Raw genomic sequence first — 12,778 nt, 5'->3', positions numbered from 1 at the left:
GCACTAGGCGTATTCTTCCGCAACCCATCGCGCTCTGTCAGTGGTAAGTCGCACCGCAGTGCCGGTCGGGCGCCGGTTCAGCGGGGCACGCGCAGGACGAGCATGGCGACGTCGTCGTCGTTGTCGCCCGGCCGCACCCCGGACAGCAGCAGGTCGCAGAGAGAGTCCAGGGGCCGCTCGGTCAGCCCGGCGGCGTAGGCGGCCAGCTTGTCGAGCCCTTCGTCGAGGATGCGGCTCGGCGACTCGATCAGCCCGTCGGTGTAGAGCAGCAGCGTGGAGCCGGGCGGCAGCTCGACGGCGGCCTCCGTCCGCAGCGCGCGCAAGCCGGTGCCGAGCAGGAGGCCGTGGCCGTCCTCCAGGTAGCGGGCCCGCCCGCCGTGCTCCACCAGCAGCGGCGGCGGATGACCGGCGTTGGTCCAGCGCAGCGTCCAGCGGCCGGACGGCTCGGGCTCCAGCCGGGCGAGGACCATGGTGGCCATGACGGGCTGGACCATCCGCGTCACGGCCTGGTCGAGCCGGTCCACGATGGCGTGCGGCGGATCGTCCTGGCCGCCCGCGTAGGCGCGCAGCATGTTGCAGACCTGCGCCATGCCGGCCGCGGCGTCGAGGTCGTGGCCGATGACGTCGCCGATCACCAGGGCGGTCGCGCCGCCGGGCATGGGGAAGGCGTCGTACCAGTCGCCGCCGACCTGCGAGGAGTGGGGCGCGGGCCGGTAGCAGGCGGTCATCAGCAGGCCGGGCACCGACGGGAGCTGCGGCAGCAGGTGGCGCTGCATGGTCTCGGCGACCCGGCGCTGCCGCTCGTACAGGCGGGCGTTGTCCAGCGCGAGGCCGGCCCGGCGCGCGATGTCCTCCACCAGCAGCAGCTCGCTCCGGGTGAACGCCTCAGGGCGGGAGGCGCGGCCGAGGGTCAGCGCCCCGACCGTCTCCCGGACGCCGCGGATCGGCGCGATGCTCGCCGAGTGCATGCCGGTCGCCCGGAACAGCTCCTGCTGGACGACCGCGAGGGCCGAGTCGGGCCGGCCCCGGTAGGTCTCGGGCCCGGCCAGGGCCGCCGTGACCCCGCGCAGCGCCCGTGACAGCGGCATCGAGGACGCCTCCGGCACCGGCGGCATGGCTCGCTCCAGGTCCTCGTGGTGGACGAGCATGCCGTTCTCGTGGTGGACGACGAGCTGCCGCGTCACGCCGCCCTCCTCGGTGAGCAGGTCCACGACCGCCCAGTCGGCGAGCAGCGGCACCACCAGCCGGACGAGCTGGCGCAGGATCTGCTGGACGTCGAGGGTGGAGGTGAGCGTGGCCGTCGTCTCCGCGAGCAGGGCCAGCCGGTCCAGCTCCGACATCGGCCCCTCGCCGTCGGCCGCCCACGGGCCGGGGAGCGCGGCCGGGCTGACCTGGTGGAAGATCACCAGCGCGCCCCGCTCCCCCGGCGCGAGCTCGCAGGGGGCGACGGTCCAGGCCATCGACAGCAGGGAGCCGTCGCCGCGCTCGAACCACGCGAGCTCGCTCTGGAGGGTGCGCCCGGACAGGAACGCCTGCCTCACCATGCAGCGGATGCGGGGGATCGACTCGCCGCGGCTGTTGCGGTGCAGCAGCTCGTGGGCGTTGCGGCCGAGCAGGTCGGCGGCCCTGCGGCCGACCAGCCGCTCGGCCTCGGCGTTCGCCGCGACGATGAGGCCCTGGTCGTCCACGACGTACACGCCGGCGTCGATGAGCTCGGGCAGCCGCCAGCCCCGCGCGGCCGAGGCCGACCCGCCCGGGACCCGCCCGCCCGGAACCGGCCCGTTCCCGGCCCGCCCTCTCTCCACGCCCTCGCCCTCCGGCCTGTCCGTCCTCTGCCTGTCCGTCCTTTGTCTGTCCGTCCTTTGTCTGTCCGTCCTCTGGCTGTCCGTCCTCTGGCTGTCCGGCCTCTGCCTGTCCGGCCTCTGCCTGTCCGGCCTCTGCCTGTCCGGCCTCTGGCTGTCCGGCCTCCGGCCGCGTGGCCCGCGGGCCGCTGCTGCCGCCGGCACCTTCCAGGGTCCGGAACTCCCTCGACTCACCTCCCGCTCTCTCTACCCGCCGGACCTGACCCCATTACCGTCAGCTCCGCCCTCGTGACGGAATGTCGCCGTGGCGCTACTCCTTCCGTGGGGCGTCGTAGACGCCGACGGCCCAGGCGCCCGGCTGCTCGCCCACCTCGGCGGCCAGGCGGTCGCGCACCTCGGGATCCCGCAGCGCCCGAGCCTGGTCGGTCTCGTCGCAGCCGGTCCGGTCACAGCCGGCGATGGACTCCATCACCTTCCTGATCGGGGCGTCCGCCGGGAAGACCCAGGTCTCCAGCGACTGAGGGCGCTTCAGCCAGCCGGACGGCGCCGACAGCCCGTCGTGGTGCCCGCCGCCGCCCTTCCCGCACCGTCCGCTCGTGCCGCCCGGCTCCCCGCCCTTGGTGTCGATGAACGTGACGACCCAGGCCCGCGGGTCGGCGCAGACCACCTTGTATCCGGTGTAGACGCTGGCCGGGGAGAAGGTGACGGTCCGGGGGACGCCGACCGTGGAGAACCGCTCGGCGTGGATGAGCGGCAGCTCGAACCGTTCGGTGAACAGCACCACCTGGTAGCTCGCGGGCGGCTCGGGGGCGCGGTCCATCCTGGCCGTGTCCGCGGGCTGGCGCGCGGTCATCGAGACCGGCGGCGCTTCCTGCCGGATGACCGGGAGGGCGAACGCCAGCGTGACGGCGGCGGCGAGCGCCCCGCCCGCGGCCAGCGCCCGGCGGCCCCGGCGGATGCGGCGGCCCCGCCGGACGATCGCGTCGAGGCTCGCGGCAGGCTCGCCGCCGGCCGGGTGGTGGCCGCGCTCGTCGAGCAGCGCGCGCAGGTCGCTTTCCGTGTGGCTCATCGCGAGGTCCTCTCCAACGTCATGGTCTGGATGTCGGGATCGACGCGCAGCCGGGTGAGCGCCCGGCCGAGCTGGCTCTTCACCGCTCCCGGCGAGCAGCCGAGGATGTCGGCGACCTGGGTGAGCGTCCGGCCCTCGAAATAGTGCAGGACGATCACCGCGCGCTGGCGCGGCGACAGCGCGCCGATCGCGTTCCACAGCGCGGCCTGGTCCTCCAGCCGGGCGGCCGGGTCACGCGGGTCGGCCGTGTCGGGCAGCGTGGCGGCCGGGATCTCGCCCCGCCAGCGCCGTCTCCACCAGGAGGAGTGGGTGTTCACGATGATCCGGTAGACGTACGGATCGGGGTTGCCCTCGATCCGCCGCCAGGCCAGCCATGCCTTGGCCAGCGCCGTCTGCACCAGGTCCTCGGCCGTGCCCCAGTCCCGGGCGAGGAGGTATGCCATCCGGCACAGGCGCAGGTGACGCTGCGCCACGTACTCGGCGAACCCGTCGTCCATCAATCAGCTCCGTGTTGTCGGTTCCGGCGATGACTACCGGCCGGGAGGGCGATTCGGTTGACGGCGACTCGCAGATGTACATGCCTTTTGGTGCCTTCTGGGCTATGGTCACCGGTATGACGGGACCGTGGCGGGCTGCACCCGGGTCCATCGCACGTCTCGGCGTGATGGGCCTGGTTCTGCTGTCCATGGTGCTCATGGTCTGCACGAACGCCGGCTCTCGCGCGGGCGCCGCGCACGCGTCGGCGTCGGTCTCCCACTCCGGCTGGACCCCCGACGGACTGGACGCCCGCCTGTCGAGCCTCCCGCCCGTGCATCACGTCACCGCCCGCGAGCTCCACATGCTGCCGCTCTGGCCGCGCGGTGACCGCGCCCCGGACGCGCACCTGGCGCTGCTGCCCGGGACGTGCGCCGAGCCGGCCGCCTTCCGCGACCCCCAGCAGCTCGGGCACTGTGCCGCGGGCTCGCGCAGCCCGCCGTCGATCTGACCGGTTCCCGCCCTGCGTTCTGCGTTCCTCCCGGGCCGCCCGCCGTCGCGGGTCGTGGCCCTTCCCCGTGGTTTCCCTTCCGAGAAGGAGCCGATCTTCGTCATGGCCGGCGTTGGATCCCTTCACGACCTCATGCGGCACTACGACCAGCACCTGGAGGGGCTGGAGAGCCTGCGTACCCTGCTGAACGACCAGCTCGCCGCCACCAGGCGCCTCCGGGACTCCCGGTCGGCGCGCCGGGCGGCCGCCATCGAGGCGGCGCTGGAGCGCCTGGACCGCGGATGCTACGGCACCTGCCTGCGTTGCGGCGCGCTGATCCCGTTCGAGCAGCTCATGCGGCGGCCTCAGCGCCGCCACTGCGACGGCTGCGCCGAGACCCCGACCCGGGCCGCCTGACGGCCCGCCGGTGACCGGCGGCCGGACTCGGGTCCGCCGCGCTCGTCCCGCGCGGCGGTCCCGGGCCAAGCCGCCGGAAAGATCGTGATAAGTTCGGCGTCGCCGTGCATCGCCCGCGACCTGAGGAGGTGAGACCGATCAACGCTGTGACAGATCGGGGCTCCCTCCCTCGCATGGCCTAGGGAGCGCCCGCAGCAGTCATCCCGAAAGGCATGAACCGCTTTGCGCTTCACTTCTCCGGCGTCGTCCGACGGCGTCACCGAACGATCGTTCACCCTCGGCGAGATCCCCGGCGTGCTCTGGACGCCGCAGGACGCCACCGGCCCCCGGCCCCTGATCCTGATGGGGCACGGCGGCGGGCAGCACAAGAAGGCGCCGGGCGTCGTGGCCCGCGCGCGGCGCTTCGCCGCCGAGGGCGGCTTCGCGGTGGCCGCGATCGACGCACCCCACCACGGCGAGCGGCCGAAGACCGAGGAGTTCGCCCGGATCACGGCCGGGCTGCGGGCCGGCATGGCCGCGGGCGAGGACGTGGGCGAGCATCTCGCCGCGATGCACACGTTCCTGGCCGGGCAGGCCGTGCCCGAATGGCGGGCGGTCCTCACCGCCCTGCGGGAGCTCGACACCGTCGGCGACGGGCCGGCGGGCTATTGGGGCATGTCGATGGGCTGCGCGCTCGGCGTCCCCCTCGTCGCCGCCGAGCCGCGGATCGGCGCCGCGGTGCTGGGCCTGCTCGGTGCGGACGGGCCGGCCGCGAGCGCCGCGGAGGTCGCCGTCCCGGTGCTGTTCCTGCTCCAGTGGGACGACGACAGGGTGCCACGGGAGCAGGGCCTGGCGCTGTTCGACGCCCTGGCCTCGCCCGGCAAGACGCTGCACGCGAACCCCGGCGGGCACGGGGAGATCCCCGAGCCGGAGACCGGCAGCGCGCTGCGGTTCTTCGCCCGGCACCTGAGTTAGGGCCTGCGCCTTGCGGCCCCGCCTCCGGACGCGTACGTCAGGAGGCGGGGGTGGCGGATGCCGCGACCTGGGCCGGCCGCCGCAGTTGCGCGGTGACGGGGTGGTCCGCGGGCGTCTCGGCCGCCGCCGGGGGCTGCTGCGGCTCGGCGCGGTGCCCCTGGCAGTAGCCGTTGCTGACGATCAGCCGGCCGCGCGCCGCGGTGTAGGCGCTGTTGTCGGGGGCGACGAGCACGCCTTGGCAGGTGGGGCAGACGACGGGTTGGTCGGCGGTCATGGTGGCCCTTTCGGTGAGGGAATCGTCGTACGGGCATGCGATCAGGAGGGCTTTTGCCCAGGACACGCCGGGTCACACCCCGCGCTTCCGCATCCGTCGCCGTCCCAGCGCGTTCGGGAGGCGCGCCACCTCGCAGTATGCCCCGCGCGCAGGCTTGTCGCGGCGCGCGGGGCACGGGGTGGGCAAGGATCGTCATCCCGCGAGTACGTTTCCTTACATCCCGCGAGGGACAACTTCTCCCGTGGAACGGGGGGTCACCGCCGCCAAGGTGATATTCATCTCAACTCCGGCAAGCCGTACCAACTATTGAGATCCGCCGTGAAGCCGGACCGAACGCCCGCGCGGCATGACGGCGACGGCTCGGCCGCGGCCGGGGCCGTACGGGGCAGGACGGTCGCGGCGATGAGCACGGCGGCGAGCAGCAGCCCGGCGGCCACGACGTCGACCTGTCACGACTGCCGCGCCTCGCCGCCCTGGGCGACCAGTGGCCCGCCCTCGCCGCGTGACACCTACCGGGAGGCGCTGCGGGCCTTCGTCGACGGGCTCCTCGCCCAGGCCGCCGCGGCGGCCCGCTGACCCCTTTTCCCATCATAGATACAAGCATGCATCCATGCCCGGTACGCTGGGCGTATGCCTGCCGCCGCCAGACGTCCCTCCGCCGCCGATGCCGCGTACACGCTGACCAAGGAGCTGATCCTCTCCGGCGAGCTGTCCGGCGGCAGCCTCATCAGCGAGGGCGAGATCGCCGGCCGGGTCCAGGTGAGCAGGACCCCGGTGCGCGAGGCGTTCCTGCGGCTGGAGTCGGAGGAGCTGCTGGCGCTGCACCCCAAGCGCGGCGCGGTGGTCGTGCCGGTGCCGCCCGGCGAGGCGGCGGACGTGCTGGAGCTGCGGCTGGCGCTGGAACGCTCCGCCGCCGAGCGCGTCTCCCGCACCGGCCTGGCCGCCGAGCATCTCGACCGGATGCGCGAGCTGCTGCGGCGGCAGCGCGCCCTCGCCGCGGCGGCGGACGTCGGCGGGTTCGCCGCCGCCGACGAGGCGTTCCACCGGTGCGTCGTGGAGGCGTCGGGGAACCGGCTGGCCGGCCGGTTCTACGTCACCCTGGGCGATCGGCAGCGCCGGATGAGCGTGTCCGCGCTGACTCCCCGGCCGGAGCGGCTGTCGCTGCTGGCCGACGAGCACGAAACCCTGCTCGGCCACCTGGTGGACGGCGACCCCGCCGCCTTCGCCACGGCACTGCTCGCCCACCTCACCGCCACGCACGGCTCCGCCGCCACCGGCCCCCGCTGACGCACGGAAGTCCCTTTCTCGCATGCTCCGCACCCGTCCGTCCACGCCGTCCTGGCGGGCCGTCGCCCTGGCGATGTTCGCCTGCGGCTGGGGCGGCAACCAGTTCACGCCGCTCCTGCTCATGTACCGCCGGCTGGGCGGCTACTCGGCGCTCAGCGTCGACGCCTTCCTCGGCGCGTACGTCGTGGGCCTCGTCCCCGGCCTGCTGCTCGCCGGACCGGTGTCCGACCGGCGCGGACGCCGTCCGGTGCTGGTGGCTGGCACCGCCGCCTCGGCCGTCGCGAGCCTGGTGCTCTGCTTCGGCGGCGGGAGCGCCTGGCCCATCTACGCGGGCCGGCTGCTCACCGGCGTCGCCGTCGGCATCGCCATGGCCGTGGGCACGAGCTGGGTCAAGGAGCTGTCCAGCGGGTCCGACCAGGCGCTGCCAGCCCGCCGCGCCTCGCTCTGCCAGACGGCCGGGTTCGCGCTCGGCGCCGGGGTGGCGGGCGCGCTGGCACAGTGGGGGCCGTGGCCGATGGTGACCCCGTACGCGGTCCACGTCGTGCTCACCGCGGCAGTGCCGGTGCTGCTCCTGCGGGTGCCGGAGACCCGGCCGCGGGCCGCGGCCTCCCCACGGCGGGGCCTGCTGCGGGCGCTCCTGGCGGACCTGCGCGTGCCCGCCCCGGCCAGGAGGCGGTTCCGGCTGGTGGTGCTGCCGATGGCGCCGTGGGTGTTCGGGTCGGCGGGCCTCGCCTACGCCGTCATGCCGCAGCTCGTCGGTTTCCGCGTGGGCGACTGGGGCCTCGCGTACGCGACCGGGCTCACCGTGCTCACCCTCGGCATGGGTCTGGCCGTGCAGCCCGTGGCCAAGAGGCTGCACGCCAGGGCCCGCGCCGGACGCGCGCCGGTGGCGGCGATGACGGCGATGCTCGCCGGCACGGCGCTGTGCGCGGCGAACGCGGTGCTGCTGTCCGCCTGGCTCGCCGCCGCGGCGGCGGCCGTCCTGGGCGCCGCCTACGGCATCGCGGTGGTCTCCGGCCTGCTGGAGATCCAGCGCATGGCCGGCCCGGACGACCTCGCCGGGCTGACCGGCGTCTACTACACGCTCGCCTACGCCGGATTCCTGCTGCCCGCCTTGCTCGCCTCCCTGTCGGGGTGGCTGTCGTACCCGGTCATGCTGACCGCGGTCGCCGGGGCGGCGCTGCTCTGCCTCGCCCTGGTCGCGACCGGCGCCCGGACGACCACCGCCTGAGCGCCGGCCTCACCACACCTGCAGCAGCGCGCCGAACTCCTTGTCCACGTCCCAGACGCGCGGGAAGGTGAGCACCCGCCCACCGTCGAGGCCGCCGCAGTACACCTGCTTGCCCCAGGCCGACACGATGCCCTGGGCCGCCACCTGCCACCAGGCCGCGCCCGGGTAGGAGAAGATCGGGCCGCCGCTGTCGCCGGCGGCCACGGCGCAGCCGCCGGAGACGTGCTTGGCGCGCACCATGTGCTTGACCTGCTGCCCGTTCGTGTACGTGCCGCTCCAGCCGACCTCGGTCACCCTGATCAGGCAGACCTGGCCGAGGCTGGCCCCGGAGTTGCAGACGAAGTTGCCGACGTGCGCCTTCCACAGGGCCACGACCTGGGCGTTCGAGGCTGAGGACGGGCTGCCGTTGAAGGCGTTGGCGGTGGCGTCGGCGAGCACGATCGCGGCGTCGCGCTTGGTGACGTACCAGGAGTACTGGCCCATGCGGTTCGCCGGGTCGCCGGTGCCGCCGCCGTCGTAGAAGGTGTCCCAGAGCTTGCCGCAGTGGGCGGCGGTGAGGAAGCCTGGGGAGCCGTTCTTGTCGTAGACGGCGAAGCCGGAGGTGCAGCCCGCGCCGGAGGCGGCGTTCCTGGTGCGGCCGCCCGCGTAGTAGCTGGGGACGTCGTCGCGCCGGTCCCACGCCGGGCTCATCTCCTCGCCGCCCTCCACGGTGATCGGCGCGCTCGCCCCCGAGGGACGCAGCAGCGCGCCAGGGGTGACGTCCTCGGCGGCGACCGAGAGGCGTACCCCGCTGCCGTCGGGCGCCGGGGCGGCGCCCGTGACCTGGCCGGACTCGGTCCACTCGGCCGCCTCCGCCAGGAGCCGCGCCTGGCTGTAGGCGGCCGGGAGCACCCGTACGGGCGCGCGCAGCCGCCCCTCCTCCAGCGCGCTCCGGACATCCGGCGGCACCTCGCCGTGCCAGTACACGCGGACCTCGTGGTTCTCCGGGGCCACGATCATCCCGGCGTACCCTTCGGCGTTCTCGGCGGAGTCGAGGACGCGGTCGGCCGCCGCGTTCAGTCGCGCCTGCTCGGCGAACAGCTCCGCCCAGCCGGCGAACCCGCCGGGCACGGGCTCGCGTGGCCCCGTCACGTCGCCGGCCGGCGGTTTGCCGTCGGGGACGCGTGCGCGTACCGGGTCGTCGCCGGTCCTGGCGGCCGAGGCGGTTCCCGCGCCCAGGACGGGCAGCAGGACGCAGACGGCCACAGCCACGAGACGTAAAAGGATTTTTCTGGACATGGTCCCCCCATGAGGTCGGTGAAGGGCCATCACAGCGCGCTCGGCGGCCGGGCACCGCGTCCTTCTACCGCCTGGGAGAGTGCTCCCGGAGCTTGCGCGCCGCCACCCGGATTTCCGGTCTCCACCTGCGGACACGCATACCTTGAGCGCTTTTCGTGAAGAAAGAGCGTCATGGACACCAGCCCCCGCGGCGACACCCCGCTACCGGACCTGCTCGACGCCACCCCCGGCCTGTGGGTGGACGACCGCGAGGAGGACGACCCGGTGCTGCTGCGCGCCGACGGCCGCCCGGTCGACACCTGGCGCCAGCACTATCCGTACGACTCCCGCCTGTCCCGCGACGAGTACGAGCGCGACAAGCGGCTGCTGCAGATCGAACTGGTCAAGCTGCAGTACTGGATCAAGGACACCGGGAAGCGGCTGGTGATCCTCTTCGAGGGGCGCGACGCGGCCGGCAAGGGCGGCACGATCAAGCGGTTCACGGAGCACCTCAACCCGCGCGGCGCGACCGTCGTGGCCCTGGAGAAGCCGAGCGAGCGCGAGCGCGCCCAGTGGTACTTCCAGCGGTACATCGCCCACCTGCCGGCCAAGGGGGAGATCGTGCTGTTCGACCGTTCCTGGTACAACCGGGCGGGCGTGGAGCGGGTCATGGGGTTCTGCACTGAGGAGGAGTACCTCGAGTTCATCGAGCAGACGCCACGGCTGGAGGACCTGCTGGTGGAGTCGGGGCTGCACCTGGTCAAGCTATGGTTCTCGGTGTCGCGGGCCGAGCAGCGCACCCGCTTCATCATCCGGCAGGTGGACCCGGTCAGGCAGTGGAAACTGTCGTCGATGGACCTCGCCTCGCTGCACAAGTGGGACGACTACACCCGGGCGAAGGAGGACATGTTCCTGCACACCGACACCGAGCGCGCCCCGTGGACGGTCATCAAGAGCAACGACAAGAAACGCGCCCGGCTGGAGGCCATGCGGCACGTGCTCAGCCTCTTCGACTACGAGGGCAAGGACCGCGAGGTCGTCGGCACCCCGGACCCGCTCATCGTGATCTCGGCCGGGGACATCTTCGACGAGGACCACGCCCTGCCGGACTCGCCGTAGCCCTGTCAGCGCCCGCCGCGCACCGGGGACGCCGCCGCCCGCCTGCGGTCCGCGTGGGACCCCGGCCACGTACGGGGCGGCAGCGGTGGGCGCCGCTTCGGCCCCTTCGGCCGGTCGTCGGGGAACGCCGCCCCTTGACCGCTTTGCCGCTTGACCGTGCCGCCCGACTCTCCTGCCGAGCCGAGTGCCCAGCCGATGCCGGATGTCCGATAAGTTCTCTTTCGGCCATACCTTTGCTCACTCCCGGAGGGCCGATACCGGTGCGCGGAACGCTGCTGATCGCAGCCCTGGTCGGAAGCCTGGCCGGCTGCGCCGCCGTCCCCGGTCGCATCACCTGGCCCTCCGGCGACTCCCCACCCACCCCGGCCACCTCATCGGCGACCACCCCGCCCGTCACGCCATCGGCCACTCCCACCCCCGCTCCCTCCGCGACCCGGGCGGCGCTGACCGGCCCGGAGGCGGCGCGGGCCCTGCGCACCTGGGTGAGCACGTACAACGCGACGCTGCGGAAGCCCAAGTGGTGGCGGCAGAACGCCCGCCTCGACGCGCTGTTCATCGACGGAGCTCTGCACGAGGGCGTACTCGAACGCAACCACGAGGATTTCGACCGGAAGCCGGGCCACAAGCCGATCGTCCTGACCGGCGACCCGGTGATCTACCTGCCCCGGCCGGAGAAGCAGCCGTCGATCGGCGACTGGTTCATCGCGCAGGCCACCTACAAGGACACCAAGGGCCACGCCCGCCCGCACGTGCTCGCGTTCTTCCGCTCCCCCGGCCAGTCGTTCCGGCTGGCCGTCGCGACCCCGATCCACTGGGGCCAGAAAATGCCGAAGCCGCTGCTCGACGCCGACGGCCACGTCACGGACATGGACGACGACCTGGCCGCCGCCGTGGCGAAGGAGTACCAGAACTTCTGGAACCACGAGAAGAAGGAGGGCGCCTCCGGCTACCGCCTGGCCAAGGAGAGCTTCAGCCGCAAGGCGTTCCCCGCCGTGTACAAGGGGCTGTACGTCCGCTTCGCCCGCCACGGCTCGATCTTCGGCTTCCGCACCGCGGACGGCGGCTCGTTCCTCCTGTTCGCCCTGCTCAACAACGACAAGAGCGTCAACCAGGTGCTGAGCGAGGCCCTGCTGGTGCCCAAGGGCAGCAGGACCATCCAGGAGCTGGGCGCCAACTGGTTCTCCTGAGCCGGCCGGCCACCACTCACGCGCCTGAACGCTCAGCGGCTCGCCATGATGATCAGCAGAACGATGACGGCGACGACGCAGAGGACGATCTCCAACCCGCTCATCCCTTCCGAAGACTGCTGCCTGTGCACGTGCCGGTCCCAGCTCTCGCGCCTTCTGCGCGAGTCGTCGTCGGACTGCCGGATGCGCCGGAGGTGATCGTCCAGCCCGCGCTGCCGGGATCGGTCGAAGTCGTCGAAGGGCATGGCGATGTCGTCCTTCTCAATGGTTGCCACTACTTGTAACGAGAATACTACGCATTGTCGTCATTCGCGGGTAACATCGTCACTCCTCGGCCACGGGCCGAAAATGAGCAGATTGATGGGCGAAGTGTCCAAAACGCAGATATCAGGAATCCACTTGCGGGTCAAATATCTGCACTGTTTAATATTCGTACTCTCGGCGACAGGGATCAGCAGACCGGACATCCGAGACAACCCTCACAACTGGGCGTGCGGCGTCGAATTCTCCACCAGCAGGAGAGGTTTCGTTGACAACCCATAGGCGCGCGAAGAAGGACCACACCCCTTTGCGCGCCACGCTCCTCTGCATAGGGGCCATTGGGGCAATTGGTTTGATTGTTACCTATGTGAGGTCGGACAACGTCCTCACCGGACTGGTCGCCGCGATTCTCTCCTTCGGGGGAACCATCATCGCCGCCTGGATCGCGCGGTCGAAGCCGGAAGAGGGACAACCCGGGCCGGCCCAGTGGATCATCACGATCACAAGATGGCCGGTGATCGCCGCACTGTTCGCACTCAATGCGATCGTCGGCGCGATCACCTATGTGAGCGCCTATGTCAACGAGAACCAGTCGGTCGACGCGACCGCCCAAATACACCTCGACAACGTGAAAGGCCTGCTGCCCGAGCAGGGGCACGCGACCATCGAGATCACGGTCAAGCCTTGGCGGAAGAAGGCACTGATCACGTTACAGGCGTCGGACCACCGACCGGAGCTGGGAACGTGTCGCGTCAGCACCGAGCTTCAAGTGACGCCGCTCATCGCCAGGAACCCGGGTCCGACCATGCGAACCCTGCCCGAGGAAGAGTTCCAGGTGGACATAAGGCCGGGCGCCGAAAAGCTCACCCTCGAAGTAGTCGTGATCAACAAAGCCAAAGACGCCAATTGTGCGGTCGATCTTTCCGTCCTCAAAGTCACCCTGTCGAATGATTGAA

15 protein-coding genes and 1 pseudogene are annotated in these 12,778 nt (G+C 72.1%); 10 read left to right on the top strand and 6 right to left on the bottom strand.

The window, feature by feature from the left end; translation table 11 throughout:
* Window positions 1-77 precede the first annotated feature (77 nt).
* Entirely contained in the window at window positions 78-1,805 is a 1,728-nt protein-coding gene (locus SMD20_RS06530; RefSeq protein ID WP_329576221.1) for a SpoIIE family protein phosphatase, read from the bottom strand.
* Window positions 1,806-1,876: 71 nt separating this feature from the next.
* Here SMD20_RS06530 and SMD20_RS48315 point away from each other — a divergent pair.
* A pseudogene (locus SMD20_RS48315) lies at window positions 1,877-2,065 on the top strand (hypothetical protein); the annotation flags it as partial.
* 47 nt (window positions 2,066-2,112) lie between these two features.
* On the opposite strand, the gene SMD20_RS06525 reads toward SMD20_RS48315, so the two are convergent.
* Together SMD20_RS06525 and SMD20_RS06520 are read right to left on the bottom strand one after the other, a co-directional pair.
* The gene (locus tag SMD20_RS06525; protein ID WP_329576218.1) at window positions 2,113-2,871 is read right to left on the bottom strand and encodes a hypothetical protein; all 759 of its coding nucleotides are present in this window, start codon (window positions 2,869-2,871) and stop codon (window positions 2,113-2,115) included.
* A complete protein-coding gene (locus SMD20_RS06520; RefSeq protein ID WP_329576216.1) occupies window positions 2,868-3,368 on the bottom strand; it encodes a SigE family RNA polymerase sigma factor in 501 nt (166 codons plus the stop codon). The genes SMD20_RS06525 and SMD20_RS06520 overlap by 4 nt, the downstream gene beginning before the upstream one ends.
* A 116-nt stretch (window positions 3,369-3,484) precedes the next feature.
* Between SMD20_RS06520 and SMD20_RS06515 the strand changes: the two genes are divergently transcribed.
* The 3 genes from SMD20_RS06515 (at window position 3,485) to SMD20_RS06505 (ending at window position 5,206) form a co-directional block, all read left to right on the top strand.
* Window positions 3,485-3,856: a hypothetical protein gene (locus tag SMD20_RS06515; protein WP_329576212.1), complete on the top strand. Its 372-nt coding sequence runs from the start codon at window positions 3,485-3,487 to the stop codon at window positions 3,854-3,856.
* Between the two features lie 102 nt (window positions 3,857-3,958).
* Window positions 3,959-4,252, top strand: a complete 294-nt coding sequence (locus SMD20_RS06510; protein ID WP_329576209.1) for a TraR/DksA C4-type zinc finger protein — start codon at window positions 3,959-3,961, stop codon at window positions 4,250-4,252.
* Window positions 4,253-4,474: 222 nt separating this feature from the next.
* Entirely contained in the window at window positions 4,475-5,206 is a 732-nt protein-coding gene (locus SMD20_RS06505; protein ID WP_329576206.1) for a dienelactone hydrolase family protein, read from the top strand.
* A gap of 37 nt (window positions 5,207-5,243) precedes the next feature.
* Here the strand turns inward: SMD20_RS06505 and SMD20_RS06500 are convergent, their stop codons facing one another.
* On the bottom strand, window positions 5,244-5,480 hold the full coding sequence (locus SMD20_RS06500; protein ID WP_329576204.1) for a hypothetical protein: 237 nt from the start codon (window positions 5,478-5,480) through the stop codon (window positions 5,244-5,246).
* A gap of 318 nt (window positions 5,481-5,798) precedes the next feature.
* Here SMD20_RS06500 and SMD20_RS06495 point away from each other — a divergent pair, with 318 nt between their 5' ends.
* From SMD20_RS06495 to SMD20_RS06485, 3 genes are read left to right on the top strand one after another with little or no spacing between them, the layout of a single operon-like run.
* On the top strand, window positions 5,799-6,056 hold the full coding sequence (locus tag SMD20_RS06495; RefSeq protein ID WP_329576201.1) for a hypothetical protein: 258 nt from the start codon (window positions 5,799-5,801) through the stop codon (window positions 6,054-6,056).
* Between the two features lie 54 nt (window positions 6,057-6,110).
* Window positions 6,111-6,767 carry a GntR family transcriptional regulator gene (locus SMD20_RS06490; protein WP_329576199.1) on the top strand — a complete coding sequence of 219 codons (657 nt, stop codon included), beginning with the start codon at window positions 6,111-6,113 and terminating at the stop codon, window positions 6,765-6,767.
* 22 nt (window positions 6,768-6,789) lie between these two features.
* Entirely contained in the window at window positions 6,790-7,998 is a 1,209-nt protein-coding gene (locus SMD20_RS06485) for an MFS transporter (protein WP_329576196.1), read from the top strand.
* 9 nt (window positions 7,999-8,007) lie between these two features.
* Here SMD20_RS06485 and SMD20_RS06480 read toward each other — a convergent pair whose 3' ends face one another.
* Window positions 8,008-9,249 carry a hypothetical protein gene (locus tag SMD20_RS06480; RefSeq protein WP_329576193.1) on the bottom strand — a complete coding sequence of 414 codons (1,242 nt, stop codon included), beginning with the start codon at window positions 9,247-9,249 and terminating at the stop codon, window positions 8,008-8,010.
* A 198-nt stretch (window positions 9,250-9,447) separates the two neighbouring features.
* Between SMD20_RS06480 and ppk2 the strand changes: the two genes are divergently transcribed.
* Both ppk2 and SMD20_RS06470 read left to right on the top strand, forming a co-directional pair.
* The gene (gene ppk2, locus SMD20_RS06475) at window positions 9,448-10,374 is read left to right on the top strand and encodes a polyphosphate kinase 2 (protein ID WP_329576190.1); all 927 of its coding nucleotides are present in this window, start codon (window positions 9,448-9,450) and stop codon (window positions 10,372-10,374) included.
* Between the two features lie 260 nt (window positions 10,375-10,634).
* Window positions 10,635-11,561 (top strand): hypothetical protein, encoded by a 927-nt coding sequence (locus SMD20_RS06470; protein WP_329576188.1) that lies wholly within the window; start codon window positions 10,635-10,637, stop codon window positions 11,559-11,561.
* A gap of 32 nt (window positions 11,562-11,593) precedes the next feature.
* Here the strand turns inward: SMD20_RS06470 and SMD20_RS06465 are convergent, their stop codons facing one another.
* The gene (locus tag SMD20_RS06465; protein WP_329576185.1) at window positions 11,594-11,836 is read right to left on the bottom strand and encodes a hypothetical protein; all 243 of its coding nucleotides are present in this window, start codon (window positions 11,834-11,836) and stop codon (window positions 11,594-11,596) included.
* Window positions 11,837-12,129: 293 nt separating this feature from the next.
* Here SMD20_RS06465 and SMD20_RS06460 point away from each other — a divergent pair, with 293 nt between their 5' ends.
* A complete protein-coding gene (locus tag SMD20_RS06460) occupies window positions 12,130-12,777 on the top strand; it encodes a hypothetical protein (RefSeq protein WP_329576182.1) in 648 nt (215 codons plus the stop codon).
* Window position 12,778: the final 1 nt, after the last annotated feature.

The organism is Nonomuraea sp. LP-02, assembly GCF_036289125.1.
Taxonomy (GTDB): Bacteria; Actinomycetota; Actinomycetes; order Streptosporangiales; family Streptosporangiaceae; genus Nonomuraea; species Nonomuraea bangladeshensis.
Note: the sequence above shows the minus strand (reverse complement) of the source record. Positions and strands in the feature narration are given on the sequence as shown.